The following is a 16,405-nucleotide window of genomic DNA, read 5'->3' on the forward strand; positions in this document are numbered from 1 at the left end:
AAAGGGATCACCCGAGATGGAAAGCCGCGATGACGTCGGAAAGGCCGTGATCACTACGGCCCCTCTCGGTTTTGGTGGTGAAGCGGTTGCCGAGGCACACGCCGACATGCTCGGCGCCATCGGCGAGCCGAAGGATGACCAGGTCGAAGTAGCGTGCCGAGGCGGCACCCTCCGGTTCCTGTCCCAGCTCGGCCGACCAGAAATCGACAAGGCTCGAAAACCCGCGCCGACGGAGCGCAAGGTGCGCGCCCTTCAAGGTGCGATAGGCGCCGCGGTACTTGTCGACGAGCGAGGTGCCATGCAGGGCGTCCGACATGGCGCAGCCGAGGTAAAAGCAATCGGCAGGGCCATAGGCATAGGGGGTCGACAGCTCACGCTCGAGCGTGGCTGATCCGATGCGAAACCGTTTCACAGGAGTAGCTTTCAAGTTCGACTATGGATTGCACGTCTGCTCTGGTAGTGAACTTGGAGTTCACAGCCTTGGGGGTAGAGCTTGCGCACGTTTGGACTGCTTGCATGCATTGTGTGGGGCGCGCTCTGCGCCAGCCAATCTTTTGCCTGCCAGAGGCAACAGGATTTCGGAACGTCTGATTTTGTCTTTGCCGACGTCGTCGTTGAAGCAAGAGTGATAGGGTATCGGACCCATCCGAAAAAAAACGTTGCGTATGTGGACTTGGAGACGATCAGGACTCTTCAAGGCTTTGAAAAGAAACGGTGGACGGCCGATCTTCGTCCGTTCACCTCAAGCTTTCCTGAAACCAATATCTGGGGCGACTCTCCGGTGTTGGTCGCCTTGCGGGGTCGCATTACCGAAACTGGAGAATTCACAGCCACAGTGATCGATAAATTCTGCGCACCTTTGGCAATTTTTCCGACTGACCGAGAACCTGGCATGTCTTGGAAGGCCCACCTGGAATCATTTCTGAAGTGAAGACGGCGCTGTGACGGTCCGGGCTCGTTTGAACCGAACTTGGTCTGCGAGCGCCGATCACCTGGAGACCTGTCCCCATTCCTCGGGAACCGTGCCAATCGTCGCGACATATTCGAGGCCGGTATCAGTCTCATCATTGTCGAACTGCTGTTCCGCGGTGCTGCGCTTTATCAGCGTTTGCCCCCGGGCAGAGCGGCCGGGTGGCTGAAGCTCGATCGTCAGCGTCAGCATCCCGGAACCGTTGGCATCGAGCGCATCATCATTGAAGCTGACGCGGTCGATCTCATAGATGTTCGAAACGAGGATGCCGACGACCTCGTTTGTGTCGGGCACGCCGGCGAGATGGGTGATGATAACCGGCGCGTTCGGGTAATCGTACTGCTCGATCTTGGCGACCGCGTCGTCCGGGTCGTCGACCGGGATGTTCGAAAACACGATCGTCCGCGTCGTCACCGCCACGCCGACGGCGCTATTAATGTCGCCGCCCTGCAGGAATCTGTTCGGCAGATACTTGAGGCCGTTGTAGGTAAAGGGCCGACCGCCACGGTGATAACCGACAGTCTTGCCTGGCAGGTCGAAGCGGATCAGATCGAGACCTGCAAACTCCCCACTCTCGACGATCGCCTCGACTTCAGGTGAAAGCACGCTCATGAGAAAAACAGCTCCGTAGCTGTGAACTGGACATTGTAGTTCGGCCAGGACTTCGGAAGGCTGTAGCTGCCTTCGTCCATCTCCATGATGCAGGCCGGTTTCTCGAAATGGACCGTGTTGCCGGCGGCAAAGGTCTGGGTATCGAGCGCGAAGCGGATTGACAGCGTCACGACACCCCCCGCGTTCGCCGTTGCCGGCGCCATGATCCGGTGCAGTGAGCGCACCAGCGGCGCTTTACGGACCTCGACATAGTCGCCAGGCGAAACCTTGAAACCGATGGGCAGCCCGTTGACGACAATCGCCAGCGGGTTCGTGATCGACTGGAGCACTGCGTCGCCGTTGAACGCCCCTCCACCGGCCTTGACGCCGGCAAGCGGTGTGCTGCCCTGGTAGGCGATCGGCCGAGGCCTGTGCGGGTCGTAGCCGGCGAAGACGCCGCCATTGCTGGCGAGCATGTTAAAGGCGTCGAAGAGTGCTGCTTCCGCCGTCGTCAGCTTGCCCGCGGCATAGGTCGCCACCCAGTAGGGCGTGCCGCGAAGCAGTGTTTCGGTGCGCCGGCCGAGCATGCGTGACGTGCTGCGGGTGCGGATCGGGTCGAACGAGATCGACGGGCCGTAGATGACAGCGGGTAGCGCGATCAGATCCGGCATCAGAAGTCCCCGCCATTCTGGCGGATATTGGCCCGCGCCGCCTCGTTCCGCTTCATCAACTGCACGGTCTGGCCGCTCGCCTGTTGCAGGATCTTGGCAACCAGGTCCTCGCTCAGTTCTAGCTGGATAACCGTGCGATTATCGCCGCCCTGCCCATTTCCATTGTCGCGGATTTTCGAAGGCGCGATGATGCGGCCATGCTGGGTCGGCGCAAAAAATTCGTCTTCATATTCGTTGATCTCGTAGATGCGCCCCGGCGACACATCACCGCCACCTGCTCGCGCTCCGCCCTTTAGAAAATCGCCGAGGGTCGTGTTCGGCACGAAGCTTGAGGAGAAAAGCCCCTTGCTACCACCGCCAAAGCCACCGGACAACGCTTCGAACAGCGAGCCGAAGAGCCCCTTTCCATTCGTTTTCACGTTGACCACTTCCGTGAGCACGGCTGCGAGTGCCTCTTTAAGATCGAAGGTGCCGTCGATGGCCCGCATCAACTGATCGTCGAGCGTGTCACCCATGCGCTGCGCCGCGTCGCGCATCCGCTCCTGGCTGTCGATCAGCTGTTCCTCGGCCGCCATCTGCTGATACTTCTTGTCGATCAGCTTGGAGATTTCCTGCCCCTCTTTCGAGGCGTAGGTAACGCCGGCTTCGCGCAGCGCGATTGTGCGCTCGCGCTCGATGTCCGTCAGCCCCATCACCGCGAGCTCGTCGCGCAATGACTGGATGACGTCGTCGATCGCCTTCTTTTCCTTTTCGGCGGCGCGCTCCGCCTTGGAGCGTCCGCCGCTGCCACGCCCCTTTTTGTCATCATCTGGTGTGATAACGGGTGGCGTCCATTTCACGCTCGGCGCGGGTTTTGGGGAATTTCGGTCGCTGAGGATCGCGATCACGCGATCTTCTTCTTCCCCGATCTGATCGAGGTAGGCTTCCAACTGGGTAATTTGCTCATCGAGCATACCCTTGGCACCGTAGGCTCCCATCGCTTCCCGCGTTTCTTTCGCCTCGCGAATCTGTTGGGCAATATCGTTGCGTCGTCCCAGCAGCTCGGTCTGGCGGGCAGCAAGCGTATTCGTCTGCTGGTTCTGGATATCATTGAAGCTATCGATGAACTGACCCATGCTGCTAACGACTGACACGATGGCAGCTTTCAAGTTGGTGCCCACAGTCGTCGCTATAGCGTTGAACTTGCGGTCGATCTCAGCCGCCTGCTGGACCATCTTTTCGTCCAACACGATACCGAGGTCATTGGCCGCCTTGATCGTATCGCGAATGCCAGCTTCACCCGCTTCAATAAGCTGAACGAACTGCTCGCCGCCGGTACCACCGAAGACTTCATCGAGAATGCGGATCTGCGCCGCCTTATCGAACTGCTGCAGCTTCCCGATAATCTCGGTAAACAGGGCCGATGGGTCCTTGAGCTTTTTCTTAAGATCGTCGGCATTTAGCCCCAGACGCTTAAACGCTTCAGCCGCCGAACCGCTGCCCGTGAGGATGAATTCATCGGCGCGAAGGTTGAGTTCCTTGATGCCGTCGGTCAGAGCATCGACGCCGATGCGGTTCTGCTCGGCGACATACTTCAGTTCCTGAAACGACTTCACGTCGAGGCCTGCACGCCGCGCCTCGTCGCCGATGGAAGCTATTGCACTGGCCGCATCCCGAATGACGGCAACCGTCGAGGCAGAGATAACCCCTGCCGCGATGCCCGCGACGCCACCTGCCAGGCTTCTGATACGGCCGATCGAAGCTACGACATCGAGCGCCGTAGATTTTGTCATAGCTCTAATGCGTGCTAGCGAAGCCTCAAAACCCTTGGAGTCACCCGAAATTGTAACCGGGATGTCTGGACGACTCATAGTAGACCTCACAAAGGATAGGGTTTGCTAACTGGAGGATGTTCGATGGCGAGAGCGGGTGACCAAAACATAAGGTGGTTGGCGGCACTCGCCGTCGCGCTTGCAGTTATTTTGACGGTCTGGGTCGGCGGCGTTCGAATCTTTGTCATTCAGCCGATCGGGGCGATACCCGAGGGTGTGACCGCCATCGTCGTTAACATTCGGGGACTGAATCTCATCGACAGTCCGGACGCATTCTGCGCCCGGCAAGGTCAACCAAACCTGCTATGCCGCGGCATGACCGCAGCGAAGGTGGCTAACGAAGGCAAGATCATACTGAGGCTTCCCTACAGTCAGACCCTTTATTCTTTAACCGGCGCTCCTGAATACTGACGCAGCTCGCAGAGGCTAGCTCCCGCCTAGTGTCTTTGCCTTCGGATTGGTTTTGAGCGAGGGCCGAACCCCGTAAGCCGCGGCGGCGCGGCGTACTTCCTCGCGAGAAACAAATGGCGCGCCGCTGAGCCTTCCGGAAAGCCCCTCCAATGCCATCTCGAATTCGACGGCCGTCGCCTTCCAGAAGACTTCCGGCGACCAGCCGAGAAGCTTCGGAGAGGTGGCGACACGAAACGCCGTCTTGAGATGGTCAGAAATCAGGAGGGGCTGACGGGCTTTCCCAGCAGAGCATCCGCCGCGATGTCGTTGGCCGTCCGCTCGTCGCGCCGGATTTTGCCCGACGCAACATGGCCAGCGAGTGCCGTTTCCGCCGCCTCGCGCCAGTTCGCCTGGTCGGCGAGCGAGATGTTGTCATCGGCGAGGATTTTGGCGACCAGCGTGTCGAGCTGGTCCGCGTCGTCGACGACAATCAACGCGCGGACAGCGCAGGCAACGGCCTTCGGCTCGAAACCCAGCAGCCGCGCGTAGACCTCATCAATCGTCCTGGCGCCGATCGCCTGCGAGAGCCGGGCAAGACCGGAGAAGGTGACGGCGATGCGGAAATCGATGGCGCCGATCTTGACCGGCGCCTCTCCGCGGATGGGGTTGGCTTCTGTTTCCACTGTCGCCTCCGTCACACGGCCGCTACGAAGGTGATGACGCCGGTCATCGCGCAGCGAATGTCCATCTGCAGCTCATTCGTCTTGTCACCGGAGAAGGTGATCGAAATGAGCATGTCGCCCTCGAAGGTGCCAACGCCCGGCACGGTCACCTGGTATTCCCTGATGACCTGGTTGATGGCATCCGCCGCAACTTCCTTCATGACGGCGCTGCTGACGAAAGCGCCCTGTCCGCTGAATCGGATGGACTGGATGCCGTACATCAGCGCGAGGGTGAGTTTTTCCCCCGGATCCGTGCAGTTTGGCTTGGTGATATCGATCTCCTCGTTGTTGATTTCGAGGGATCGCTGTTCGGTGATGCAGGCGAGAGTGAACGCGCCCGCAAGCGCAGAGCGAGCAAGGGTAAGCTGACGGCCGAGAGCCATGGCAAGATCCTCTATTGTTGGGATTGGGAGCGCTAGAGCGCGACTTGCTGCGGATCGGCCGCAAGGGTTTTGTAGGCGACCCGGTAATTGATTGAACCGGCGCCGATAGACAGACCGGTCTGAGAATTCACGTAGTGGCGCTCGGACTCGAGTGTGACCTCAACCACGAGGCCATCGAGTTCGATGGCAGCGCCCATGACGCTTTCCACTTCGACACAGATCTCGTCGAACTCAAGCTCCGGATCATCGTCACGAAGGTGAACCACGATCGACAGCGGCAAGTGGCGATCATAGCCATCCTCGCCGTTCGGCCCGGAGAACGGCCGCATGGTGGCGATTTCGTTGCTATCGGACCATGTCGGCGTCAAAGCCGGCAAACTTTCCTGACGGATCGCGCCCTTGCGTCCTCGGGTTACTTTGTCGGGACCGGAGAAGCGCGGGATGGTGACCAGCCGCGCCTTCACCGCGTCGAAGATCTGGGTGCGCAAGTGTGCCATGTCAGGCGATCTTCTTGCCAAGATCGCGGAGCGCCTGACCGAGGATCTCGGTAGAGTAACCGAGCGCCACGATCTGCTCGCGCGTCTTCTTCTGGTCTGCAAGGTGACCGACGTCCGAGCGGATCGCCGAGCGCAGGCGCGACGGCAACTGCTGCCACGGTCGCTGCGTCATGCCGCCGACGGCCTTGCGAGCCGCTTCCTTCTTCGCGCCTTCCTCGGTGGCGAAGAGCGCCTGGCAGATCTCTTCGACCGGATCGACCTTCGCGGCCGCCGGCGCGTCCTGTTCCTGTTTCATGTCAGATGTCTCCTGAAAGCGAGAGCTTGAGCATGGCCCGGGCGTCGTCGCTCACGTTGATGATGGGATAGGTCACGCCGTCGATCGCGACCGTGTCGCGCCTGCTTTCGAGTCCGGGCACATCGGTCGCGGCAACGGCGAGCAAATGTGTCGTTCCCTCGACCGCCTGGTCGACCTCTTCCATAAGCTCGACGTCGCGCCAGACGCGGAGGATGCCCCGAACAGCCTTCGGACTGACGACGTCGGCGATGGTGAACACAGCATCGACGTTGCCGAAGGCCTTTGCGAACTTCGACCCCATGCGGGCGAAGATTTCGGGGCGCCGGATCATCTCACGGTCAGCTTTTCGATGTTGGCCTCAAGGGTCTTGACCTGACCCTGCAGAGCCTTCACCTGATCGGCCAGCACCTGGTTATCCTTGCTGAACGCGTCGTTTTCAGCTTCGAGTTCATCGTTCTTCTTCGACAGCGCCTTGCTGTTTTCGAAGGCAGTGTCGCGCTCGGCCGTGAGGCGGTCGACGTCGCCCTGCAGTTCGTCGCGCTCGCTGGTAAGCTTCGCGAACTCGTCGCGGATCCTCGCCAGATCCGCGCGGCTGGGGATCGGACCTTCGGATGCATCCGGGCCACCGTTGTAGTCGCCGAAGTTGGTGCGCAGGTTCTTCACCTCGTCGTCGGACAAGCCGCCGCTGGCACCTACGGGCACCGGCTCACCGGGCTTATAGACCTTCTTGCCGAGGGTGACGGTGACGTTGAACTTCTCTGTCTTTTTGCTCATCGGAGCCTCCAAATTCCGTCATGCTCCGCCGCCAGGACAACGGCGGAGATGATGCGGATGCAGTGGTTTTCAGGGATGGATCAGCGGACCAGCGCGAAGAGGCTGGCGTCGGGCTCCGGCATGATCGGCAGCGGGGCCGACTGCGTCTGCAAGATCGTGCGCGACGGGTTCTTCTCCTTCCACATGTCCGGGAAGCGTTCGAGGGAGATCAGAGCGTCGTTGTCCAGAATAGCGCCGTAGGCGAAGTGCCCCAGGAAGCCGAAGGGATCGAAGATACCGACGCCGAACGAAGGCCAGAAGTTCTGCTTCGCCCCGCCAACCGTGTAGGGCTGCGAATACTGGATGAAGGTCAGTTCGCCGATCGTGCCGAGAACGGTGTAGTACTTGTTCTCCGCGCCGGTCGAGACAGGACCAAGCTGCATGATGCCGCCGTCCTGGCGCCGGTTATCCAGCATCTCCTGGAAGCGAGGCGACTTTTTCAGGAGACCTGCGGCGCCCGGGCCAAGCAGGACTTCCCGGGCGTTAAAGCCGCCGGTGTCACCCAACAACTGAGCCCACTTTTCAACGTCGTCCATCGGATCCACACCGGCCTCACCCCAGCGGGCCGCTCCGGCGAGCGCGATCGTAAGCGCCGCATCGCGACCGTAGGCAATCGTCTGTGTCGGGTAGTCCTCGCCCTGAACGACGACCTGACCGGTGCGCAGTGCCTGCGAGCACATGAACTCTTCGCGTCGGGTGATGCGCTGATCCTGGTCGTCGATGATCGTCGCGAGGTTGTATGCATAGCGCGACGCCGGTGTGTCACGGCCGCCGATCGGCTCGCCCGGAATGCGGATCATGTTGCCGCGCGGACGTAGCGTGTTCTGCGGCTTCACATAGGCGGGCGTAAAGCTGGTCGCCTTGAAGCCGCGGTTGGAGGAGTCCTTGCCGGGAACGTCCGGATGCACGAACGGAGCGAGTTCGCGATCGGGCAGAATCTTATCAAAAACGATCTCTTCCATGTCGGAAAGAACGGTCGTCGAGAAGTAACGGTCGCGCAGGAAGGCCTCTGGCCGGTCGCGAGGCGGCAGAACCTGAATGAGTTCTGCAGTGTTGAGAAGCATATCCATGTGTGAGGAACCTTTCAGGTCTTTGCCGTCACTTCAGCGTGCGGACGTAGAGCGGCGCGCTTGCCTTGCGGAAAGCGGCTTCTACGGTCGCGGCTGTGTGACCAGCGCCAAGGATGAGTTTCGATGCATCGAGGCCGGCGCCCGCATAGGCGGGTGCTACGACATCACCGGCGGATGCGTCGCAGTCGATCGCGAGCACGAGGCCCGGCGTCTGCGAGCCGTCGGCTGCGGCCGAGGCGGACAAGATGTACTTGTCCGAAGCGGTGATGTTGCCGATCACGGCGCCGCGCTTCAAGTTCTGGCCGCTGGCGATCGTGATATTGCGGGTAACGACCGGCACGTCGGAGACGAGCAGATCGTTCGGGGCGAAGGTTGCTTCAGCCATTGAATCAGGCTCCCTTGCGGTTACGGCCGTGGATGGCCTTGATGGTGTTGCCGATGCCGGCGATCACGGCCTGGCGCTCGGAGGACTTGCCGCCACCCGGAGTACCTGCGCCGAGTTTCGGGGTCTTGCCCTTCATGCGGGCGCCGAGGCTGGAACCGCCGCCGCCAGCCGATGCCAGGAGGGCGCCGGCTTCCCTGGCCGTGTAGAACTTCGATCCGAAGGCCAATTCGTTCGCCAAGCCGGGATTGCTCTCGGCTTTCGGGTGCGTAAGGATCGAGCGGATGCGGCCCTGCTCGGCGCGACGGATCGCATTTGCCGAGGTTTTGCCTTCGTCCGTCTGCTCCTCCTCTGTTTCCGCCGAGGTGTCCTCTTCGTCGGCTTCCGCCTCGGGATCGGTCACATCGTCTTCGGCAGAGGTTTCATCCTCGGTGCCTTCGGCGTTTTCGTCGTCTTCGAGATCTTCCGGCCGCTCTTCTTCCAGCCGGGAGCCCTTTTTGCCGCTGATGGCGGCGAGCACGCTCCGCGTGAGCGCGCTGGTGCGCGTCAAGTTCGACATTCGTCGTCTCCGTGTGATGGTGGGTTAGCCGGCTGTCCGGCTCAGTTCCGCTTCGAAGGCCGCAAGGACCTGCGAAGGACGTACAACCGCGTCGGCGAGGCCGGCCTCAACCGCCTTTTGTCCGCGATAGACCCGCGCCTCTGTGGCGAGAGCGGATTGCTGTGTGAGGCGGCCGGCACGGAAGCGCGCAACGGTCGCCGCAAATTCGACGCGAAGCTCTTCGAGCTCGGCGAGTTCCTGTTTCAAGACATCTTCGGGGATGGCCTGATAGGGATTGAAGTCGGCCTTGTGCGCGCCAGCTGAAAGGATCGTGACGTTCAGACCCTCCTTTGCCAGCCACGCGCTCATGTCGACATGCATGGAAATGACACCGATAGAACCGCAGATCCCGGTCTGAGGAATGACGACCTGTCGGGCCGGCGATGCACACAGATAACCGGCAGAGCAAGCATGATCGGTAAGCACTGCGATCGTCGGCTTCATCTGCGAAAGCTCGAAGATCTGCTCGGCGCAATCAAAGGCGCCAGTCACCTCGCCGCCAAAGCTGTCAACCTCAAGCACCACTGCCTTGACGTCGGCGCGCTCAATGCAATCGCGAACCTGAAGCGAAATCGCTTCATAGCTCGTCATACCGCACGACTGGCCGATCCACTTGCCCTTGTTGACCAAAGAGCCCTCGATCTCGATCAGCGCAATGCCACGTTCGGACAACATCTTGGGGCCTTTGTAGACGTCGTCTCCCCAATAGTCCTTCGCGTCCCGCAGCTTCTCGCCGATCAGGCCCATCTCTTCGCCACCCGCCACATGCGCGGCAACATCCGGCGCACCGAGGACCCGTGGCCCGAAGGCACGCGCAATGATGTCGCCCTTTGCAGGGTGCAACATCAGCGGCGTACCGAACATACGGCTGGCGATTTCAGGGTAGTTCCTCATGCCGGTTTCCTTCTGGCAATCGCAGGGATGCCGACCGGGTGCCGGCGGGCATACTTGCGGCCGTTGACCTCCTCCTCGGTATCCTCGCCGGGTTCGCGATCATCAGCCGGGTTCACGCGTGGACGCGCCGGGACATCGGCAGGCCCCATGGGCAAGCCCAGTTTTTCATAGAAGCTGCGCTCGCGTGCCCGCTGCAGCGCGTCCATCTTCCAATCCCTGCCCTGCTCTGCCGATTCCTGCTGCAGGGTCGTCAGGTTGTTTTCGATGCGCTCGCCGGCAGCCTGCGCTTCGCGCAACGGATCAATCCAACCACGGCCAGGGCCGATCCAATCCGCATGGCACCACGCCGCCGGGTTCTGGTCGAACGGCACGGCGCCGGCGGGAAGTTCGATCAGGCCCTTGTCGAAAATCTCCTCAAGGAACGCACGATAGATCGGGGCCATGAACTGGGCTGCAAAACCACCCTTCTTCGCCGTCAGTCCGCGCCAGATTTCCAGCAGGGCCGCGCGTGCCGACGAATAATTGACGTTGCTCCAGTCCATTGTCAGCTGCTCGTAGGTGATGCCGATCGCACTCGCGACCTTGCGCAGCGCAGCATTCACGAAGGCCTCAAAGTTCGCGTTTGGATGCTCCGGCTTTGTGAGGGTCGCTTTTTCCCCCGGCTGCAGCATGTTGACGCGAACGCCGGGAAGGTCGATCGGGGCGGCGCTGTAGTACGCCTTCTGCGCGTCCGACATCTCGCCGTAGACGCTCGCGACTTTCTGCGCCGACACGTCTTCACCCATGGCATCGAGAAACTCTTCCGGGTCAAAGGGTGTCTCGATGAAGGCGGCCATGACTGCGTTCAATGCCGCCGCCTGGCTTTCGAAGTCCTCATAATCCGTCGACTGTTTGATCGAGCGGATGATGGGCGCCCAGTCCGAGACCCCGCGCGTCATGCCGGCGCGCTTCTGTTCGAAGGCATGAACAACGATCGGGCGGCCCCATTCGGTTTCGCGCTCGACATATTCCCACTGCCACAAGCCGGTATTGCCTGCGAAGACTTCGCCGGGATGCGACTTGCGGAAATGATAACCCTGCGGTGCGCCGTAGCCGTTGATCACGACCCCGTCGCGCAGGAACTCGTCGTCCATGCGCCCGTTCGGGTTCGAGCACCGTGCCGGGTCAACGACATGAACAGCGGTCTGAAACAACGGAGCGTTGTCGTGCCAGACGATGACGCCCATCGCCTCGCCCTCAGGCCCGAACCGCTGACGGGCGGCAAGGCCGAGAATACCGGCCATCGTTTTCGTCCGCTCGGCATCGCACCACTTGTCGACGTCCTGCGTGTAGTCGCGCCATAAGGCCTCGATCCGGTCGGAGATCGCATCGGCTTGTTCGAAGGTCATGTTGAGCGAGACATGGTTCGGCCGGGCGGCAAGCGTCCAGCCCGAACCGATGATGTTGTCGACCAGGCGCGACGTACCCGCAGCACCCCAGCCGTCATTGCGGGCGACGTCGTTGAGACGGTCGACCAGGTCGACGCGGTTCCACGACAGCGCAGACTGGCCCGACCAGGTGCCCGGACGCCATTTGGCAAGTGACGGATGATCGCTGGCGGCACCCTGGTAGGCGGTCGATGCCATCATCCGGTTCTTCGACATCTGCACACGGGCGGCCGCGCGCATGGAATCGGGCAACGGCTTGTCATCCGGGCCGTAAATCGCGACATCGCTCATCCGAAGATCACCCCTCGGCTACGGGCTCGACCCATTCGACGCTGGCCCAGCTGCGCCTCAAGACCGCGCACGTACTGACGCAGGCTTCCGGCATTGGCGGCGACATAGGTAATCGCTTCGCCGTTGTAGTGAAGGCTGACTTCCGCGCGGCCGATCTCCAGTTGGTGGAGTGCCTCGCGCGCTTCTGCGAGCCGCGCCTGCAGCACGGCGCGTTCCTGTTCGGTCAAAGCCATCTGAGATCCTAGCGATTGTTGCTGCGCTGGCGAGCTCGCTCGGCGCGCGCAAGCGCGGCGGCGAGCCGCGATGATGCTTCGGTTGCCGTCGTTTCTGGCGGCGTTTCCGTTTTCACCTCAACCCGGTTGAGATGGTCTTCGAGGTCGCCCTGTTGCGGGGCTTCGATCCGGCCGAGGCGGTCGGCTATTGCGTCCCACTCTTCGTCCGTCCAGTACGGCACGCCCCAGCGATAGGCACCGGCAAGGCTCTGGTTGAGCATGTCGATAATTTCGTTGCGGCGACCGTCGAGCAACTTCCAGACATAACGGGTGTGACCGCTGCGGGTCTTTTCCGGCACGCGCGCCTCCGAGGTCGCCTGCTGGTAGAAGTCGTCGCCAAACCCTCTGGCGAAGCGGATGTAGCCTGCCCGTTCCGGATCGCTTTTCTTGTAGTCACGATAGAGCCGTAGCTTGAAGGCCGAGGCATTGAACGTGAAGAAGCGCGACGACCACTTCTGCTTTTTCGGCTTGCCGCGCTTGTCGTACTCTTTCGTCTGCACGATCGGCGGCGCGGCCTCGGTGTTGCCACCGCGAACCATGATGACGCGAGACTTCGGGTGCTTGCGAACCCAGTTCCACACGTCGTCAGTGTATGCGTTGCCATCGATCGCGAGGCGATCAGGTAGGCGCTTGCGGCCGAGTTCGTCAGTCCACTCGCGCTGCAGCAACTTGTCGAGCGCTGCCCGAACCTCAGGCTCTGAGATGTGGCCGGAATGCTCCTTGTAGCCTGGGAGGTGGCTGCCGGCGCGATTGTCGATGACGCCGTGGTCTATGACGGCGCGATATCGGTTGCGGCCGTAACCGACGAGGAGCCACTCGACACGGTCGCCCTGAACGTCAAGGCCGAGCACCAACACGAGCGCTTCTGCCGGAATGACGCCGCGGCGGAAACCTTGCTCCTCACCGCGGTCGCGCAGAACTTCCCAATCGACCGCCTTGTTGTCCGCCTCATAGGCAAGACCGAGCCAGTCGTTGAAGAAGGTTTGCTCGGCTCCGGAGCCATTGTCCCGCTTCTCCGGTCCACCGGCTTGAAGGGAGAGCCATTCGCGCGCCAGGTTCTCCCAGCGTTCAAATGGCGAATAGGCCATCCAGACCCGAAACGACCGGTGGCGGCGCGCACGCTCCGGGTACTTGGCGACCCACTTCGCGCCGTTCCTCGGTAGCACCATCCATTCTCGATGATGCTCATGGATCTCGCCACCGCAATGGATACAGACGAAGTGCGCTTTCTCGGGATGCTCCGGATCGAGATGATCCCGCATGTTTTCCCAGCGCAGCTCCTGCAATCCGCCACACTCTTTGTGCGGGCAAGGAACGTGATAGCTCTCCTGCGTTCCCTCGCGATAGTTCGCCGTGATCTTGCATCCCGGCTCCACCATCGGCGTCGAGATCTTGAAGACCTTGGCGTTGAAGAACGCTTTGCTGCGGCTGTCCGCCTGCGCCTCCGGGTCGCCAGCCTCGTTCATCTGCCACTTGGCAAGGTCGTCTTGGACCTGCTTTCGCGGCGAGATCATCGACAGGCCTGCCGGCGAGTTGGCCCCGGCCGCCTGAATGGCTCCTCGGCCGTCGATGCGCTCCTTGTAGAGCACCGAGTTGCTGGCATCACGGCTGTTCTGCGAGAACAGCTTGGCGACGGCCGGCATCTCTCGCACCAGCGGCATCAGCTTCGTCTTCGACCAGCGCGACGCGTTTTCCTCGGTCGGGTGGACATAGAGGAAATCGCCGGGCGCCATGTCGAGCGAGCCGAGCGTGAAGATGTTGGCGCAGATGGTGCCGCCGATCTGCGCCGACTTCGCCAGGCTGACGATGTTGCACGGGTCCTCGGGCGACAACGCCCGAAGGATCTCCGAGAAGAACGGGACCAGGTCTTCGTTGTACGGCCCCGGATGATCGGTGATGCGTTCCGAGAACACGATGTTCCGCTTGGCCCACTCGAGATAGTCGACTGAAGGTGGCGGCTCGCAGATCTCGGCCAGGACCGAATAGATCATCCGCTCCGGGTTGAACAGCATCGTCACGTCTGTTCATCCTCGACATGTTCAACCAGCTCGGCCGCGGTAGTGGCAAAATCCCGCGCGGCCTTTGCTCGCGTTTCGCGGAACGACTTGAGCAACGCATGCATCGCATCGTGCATGGGCACATCGAACTGCGCAGCCATCGTCTTCGCCATGGCGGGTATTGCGAGTTCCATCACCTTGAAGGCTTCGGTAACCGCCTTGACCGTCTGACGCCTGGCATCGTCGGCAAGCATGTAGCGCCCAACTTCAAGCGCTTCCTCACGCTCCAGCTGGGCGGTCTTGATCTGCTGCTGCCTGAGACGCTCAGCCGCCAACTTGTCGGCAACGTCATCCCTGACAATCAGCTCCGGCTCGTCCGGATCGAAGGAAGGCGGCACCGCGGCCGGTCGTGGCGCGCGGCCACTAAGGTTCAGCGCCGGCTGGCGGGTCGGCATATTCAACGATGCTTGCCCGTTGGCGCCAAAGCGCTGGGAAGGCTCAAGCGTTTTCTGCAACTGCGACTGGGCGATGGTGGGCCTGATCTTCGCCGCCCTGCCCTCACCTTCAAGTGCATCGCCGTAGATCTTGCCTTCGGCGATGTACTGCGAGATCCGGCCAGCGCTCACGCCGATGTGCGCGGCGAAGGCACCCTTCGTCATCGTGTCAGCGGACAGGCTCATTTTAGCTTTCGACTTTAGCCAAGCTGTTTAGTTTAGGCTCTGACTTTAGGCTTCAAAAAGTCGCTCAGACTAGGCAACCACCGCGGTGCCAAATACCCGTAGGCCGGGTTTCGCCAGGAAGGACCCGCGAAACGGGTCGACCGGTCATCGGGCCGTCCGAACCGCCCTTTCGAAGGCAGCAGCGAAGTGGTCGTGAATGTTCGCGGTCACATAGCGATCGACGACCTCGCGAAGATGGAGGCGGATGCGATACGTGCTCTGCGACACGAAGAGGATGACCGGAAAGATCGCCTGCGTGGTCGGATCTCTCTGCCAGATGCCCGGAAACAAATGGCCCGGACGTTTCGCAGCGAAGAAGCGAGCGTTCTTGTAGTTTTTGTTCCGCTTGACCGATCTGTCGGAGCGGACGCGGGTTGCACCAGCGCCTCGATAGTCGATCTGCAGGTCGGCCATGACACGGTTGAGAAACCCTTGCGTCATGTTGCCGTATCGATCGAGACGCGCACGCTTGGCAGGAACAGCGACCTCGTTGCGCTTCATGACGCCACGATCGATAAGCTGTCGCTCGAAAGCCTTATGCGTGCGCATGCCGCCTTCGATCTGCGGCCCAAGGAACGCAGTTGCCGGCAACCCTCCCTTGGTTCGATCACCGGTCACGACGACAGCCGCCTGCAGGTTCTGCCTGGTCGCCCTGTCATAGACGACGCCGCGCTTGGCATAGGGTGTCGGCCGATCGAACACGCGATCCATCTCGCGCTGCACTTCGAGCCGGCCGCCTTTTGCCGCCTCGTTGAGAGTAAGCATGATCGCATACGGCAGTTGCTTGCGCTCGATCTCGCTCAGCGACCTCTCGAAGGCCGAGAGATCAAACCGTATGTGAGCATCAATCATGGCTAGTCCCAAAGGGCGAATTGCAAAAGCACCGAACCAGGCCAGAATGGACAACGTTCACCTGAGGGCAGTTAGTGAACTGGACCAACTTCCTCGTATCGGCTTGCGTGTTCGCCGCACTATGGGCGTGCCTGCTTACGGCGACTGCGATTTCGACTGACGACCGTTTTCTGCTTGGAGCCGGCCTGGCGATCGCAACCTTCATCTGGACCCGCAAGTACCACAAATTCAGCGGCGTCTTTTTTCGTCTGGTCAGCGCAGGCGCTTTACTAACCGCAATGATACTTGGCGGCATTGCTTTCGCGAACAACGATGGAGCTATCGGCTGGCTCGCCGGCTACTGTTTGGTTGCAGCTGGGCTAGCGTCGTTCCTCAGCAAAATTGCTGACGAAACACAAAGTCCGGCCACACAGGTGACAGCGTTAAACACCCAGCCCTCCTCAAACGACAATAGGCCGCCTGGTCCGGTTCGTACTAAACCGCAGCCTAGACGCCGCGTCATGAAGCAAGTTTTGGTGACGTGTAGCACCTGCGGCGGAAGCGCCCTCTATGGTGATTGCTCCGCCTGCAACAACGTCAGATGGTGGTACGAATATAGGTACGAAGACGAATGACTTGCACCTGAAGATCTGCACTATCCGACGGAAAAGGCGACCTTTCGGCCGCCTGTCATCTTCTCATAGCTGTCGCACTTGCCTTGAATCGGCGTCTCGCTCGGGAGACTTTCAAGGCTGGGGCTGACCGGCGTATCGACCTCGGG

At 61.1% G+C, this 16,405-nt stretch carries 22 protein-coding genes; 3 read left to right on the top strand and 19 right to left on the bottom strand.

Features of this window, described 5'->3' with window-relative positions:
- Window positions 1–7 precede the first annotated feature (7 nt).
- Window positions 8–412, bottom strand: a complete 405-nt coding sequence (locus AC3WVQ_RS14560) for a DUF6950 family protein (RefSeq protein ID WP_492382821.1) — start codon at window positions 410–412, stop codon at window positions 8–10.
- A gap of 81 nt (window positions 413–493) precedes the next feature.
- Between AC3WVQ_RS14560 and AC3WVQ_RS14565 the strand changes: the two genes are divergently transcribed.
- Window positions 494–931, top strand: a complete 438-nt coding sequence (locus AC3WVQ_RS14565; protein WP_492382822.1) for a hypothetical protein — start codon at window positions 494–496, stop codon at window positions 929–931.
- Window positions 932–988: 57 nt separating this feature from the next.
- Here the strand turns inward: AC3WVQ_RS14565 and AC3WVQ_RS14570 are convergent, their stop codons facing one another.
- Genes AC3WVQ_RS14570 through AC3WVQ_RS14580 form a run of 3 tightly spaced genes read right to left on the bottom strand, consistent with a single transcriptional unit; the run spans window position 989 to window position 4,082 of the window.
- The gene (locus AC3WVQ_RS14570) at window positions 989–1,582 is read right to left on the bottom strand and encodes a DUF2163 domain-containing protein (protein WP_113294419.1); all 594 of its coding nucleotides are present in this window, start codon (window positions 1,580–1,582) and stop codon (window positions 989–991) included.
- On the bottom strand, window positions 1,579–2,232 hold the full coding sequence (locus tag AC3WVQ_RS14575) for a hypothetical protein (protein ID WP_492382823.1): 654 nt from the start codon (window positions 2,230–2,232) through the stop codon (window positions 1,579–1,581). The genes AC3WVQ_RS14570 and AC3WVQ_RS14575 overlap by 4 nt, the downstream gene beginning before the upstream one ends.
- Window positions 2,232–4,082, bottom strand: a complete 1,851-nt coding sequence (locus AC3WVQ_RS14580) for a phage tail tape measure protein (RefSeq protein WP_492382824.1) — start codon at window positions 4,080–4,082, stop codon at window positions 2,232–2,234. Before AC3WVQ_RS14580 ends, AC3WVQ_RS14575 begins: the two co-directional genes overlap by 1 nt.
- Window positions 4,083–4,127: 45 nt before the next feature.
- On the opposite strand from AC3WVQ_RS14580, the gene AC3WVQ_RS14585 reads away from it, so the two are divergent.
- A complete protein-coding gene (locus AC3WVQ_RS14585; RefSeq protein WP_034797789.1) occupies window positions 4,128–4,454 on the top strand; it encodes a hypothetical protein in 327 nt (108 codons plus the stop codon).
- Window positions 4,455–4,711: 257 nt separating this feature from the next.
- On the opposite strand, the gene AC3WVQ_RS14590 is transcribed toward AC3WVQ_RS14585, so the two are convergent.
- The 15 genes from AC3WVQ_RS14590 to AC3WVQ_RS14660 all read right to left on the bottom strand — a co-directional run bounded on the left by AC3WVQ_RS14590 (window position 4,712) and on the right by AC3WVQ_RS14660 (window position 15,645).
- Window positions 4,712–5,116: a hypothetical protein gene (locus AC3WVQ_RS14590; RefSeq protein ID WP_034797791.1), complete on the bottom strand. Its 405-nt coding sequence runs from the start codon at window positions 5,114–5,116 to the stop codon at window positions 4,712–4,714.
- Window positions 5,117–5,127: 11 nt separating this feature from the next.
- A complete protein-coding gene (locus AC3WVQ_RS14595; protein ID WP_034797794.1) occupies window positions 5,128–5,538 on the bottom strand; it encodes a phage tail tube protein in 411 nt (136 codons plus the stop codon).
- Between the two features lie 32 nt (window positions 5,539–5,570).
- Complete coding sequence (locus AC3WVQ_RS14600; RefSeq protein ID WP_492382825.1) at window positions 5,571–6,035, bottom strand: hypothetical protein; 465 nt, start codon at window positions 6,033–6,035, stop codon at window positions 5,571–5,573.
- Between the two features lies 1 nt (window position 6,036).
- The gene (locus AC3WVQ_RS14605; RefSeq protein WP_034797798.1) at window positions 6,037–6,330 is read right to left on the bottom strand and encodes a hypothetical protein; all 294 of its coding nucleotides are present in this window, start codon (window positions 6,328–6,330) and stop codon (window positions 6,037–6,039) included.
- 1 nt (window position 6,331) lies between these two features.
- The gene (locus AC3WVQ_RS14610; protein ID WP_492382826.1) at window positions 6,332–6,661 is read right to left on the bottom strand and encodes a head-tail joining protein; all 330 of its coding nucleotides are present in this window, start codon (window positions 6,659–6,661) and stop codon (window positions 6,332–6,334) included.
- Entirely contained in the window at window positions 6,658–7,104 is a 447-nt protein-coding gene (locus AC3WVQ_RS14615; protein ID WP_492382827.1) for a hypothetical protein, read from the bottom strand. The genes AC3WVQ_RS14610 and AC3WVQ_RS14615 overlap by 4 nt, the downstream gene beginning before the upstream one ends.
- 80 nt (window positions 7,105–7,184) lie before the next feature.
- On the bottom strand, window positions 7,185–8,213 hold the full coding sequence (locus AC3WVQ_RS14620) for a major capsid protein (protein ID WP_492382828.1): 1,029 nt from the start codon (window positions 8,211–8,213) through the stop codon (window positions 7,185–7,187).
- Between the two features lie 28 nt (window positions 8,214–8,241).
- Complete coding sequence (locus tag AC3WVQ_RS14625; protein ID WP_492382829.1) at window positions 8,242–8,598, bottom strand: head decoration protein; 357 nt, start codon at window positions 8,596–8,598, stop codon at window positions 8,242–8,244.
- 4 nt (window positions 8,599–8,602) lie between these two features.
- Window positions 8,603–9,154, bottom strand: coding sequence for a hypothetical protein (locus AC3WVQ_RS14630; RefSeq protein WP_492382830.1), 552 nt, complete (start codon window positions 9,152–9,154; stop codon window positions 8,603–8,605).
- A 24-nt stretch (window positions 9,155–9,178) separates the two neighbouring features.
- The gene (locus tag AC3WVQ_RS14635) at window positions 9,179–10,087 is read right to left on the bottom strand and encodes a S49 family peptidase (RefSeq protein ID WP_492382831.1); all 909 of its coding nucleotides are present in this window, start codon (window positions 10,085–10,087) and stop codon (window positions 9,179–9,181) included.
- Complete coding sequence (locus tag AC3WVQ_RS14640; RefSeq protein WP_492382832.1) at window positions 10,084–11,805, bottom strand: phage portal protein; 1,722 nt, start codon at window positions 11,803–11,805, stop codon at window positions 10,084–10,086. Before AC3WVQ_RS14640 ends, AC3WVQ_RS14635 begins: the two co-directional genes overlap by 4 nt.
- The gene (gene gpW / locus AC3WVQ_RS14645) at window positions 11,802–12,038 is read right to left on the bottom strand and encodes a gpW family head-tail joining protein (protein WP_492382833.1); all 237 of its coding nucleotides are present in this window, start codon (window positions 12,036–12,038) and stop codon (window positions 11,802–11,804) included. Before gpW ends, AC3WVQ_RS14640 begins: the two co-directional genes overlap by 4 nt.
- A gap of 8 nt (window positions 12,039–12,046) precedes the next feature.
- Complete coding sequence (locus AC3WVQ_RS14650) at window positions 12,047–14,095, bottom strand: phage terminase large subunit family protein (protein WP_492382834.1); 2,049 nt, start codon at window positions 14,093–14,095, stop codon at window positions 12,047–12,049.
- Window positions 14,092–14,754 (bottom strand): hypothetical protein, encoded by a 663-nt coding sequence (locus AC3WVQ_RS14655; protein ID WP_492382835.1) that lies wholly within the window; start codon window positions 14,752–14,754, stop codon window positions 14,092–14,094. The genes AC3WVQ_RS14650 and AC3WVQ_RS14655 overlap by 4 nt, the downstream gene beginning before the upstream one ends.
- Window positions 14,755–14,898: 144 nt before the next feature.
- The gene (locus AC3WVQ_RS14660; RefSeq protein WP_492382836.1) at window positions 14,899–15,645 is read right to left on the bottom strand and encodes a hypothetical protein; all 747 of its coding nucleotides are present in this window, start codon (window positions 15,643–15,645) and stop codon (window positions 14,899–14,901) included.
- Window positions 15,646–15,719: 74 nt separating this feature from the next.
- Between AC3WVQ_RS14660 and AC3WVQ_RS14665 the strand changes: the two genes are divergently transcribed.
- Complete coding sequence (locus AC3WVQ_RS14665; protein WP_492382837.1) at window positions 15,720–16,259, top strand: hypothetical protein; 540 nt, start codon at window positions 15,720–15,722, stop codon at window positions 16,257–16,259.
- Window positions 16,260–16,405: the final 146 nt, after the last annotated feature.

It is taken from the genome of Ensifer sp. EB106-05-01-XG146, assembly GCF_058791875.1.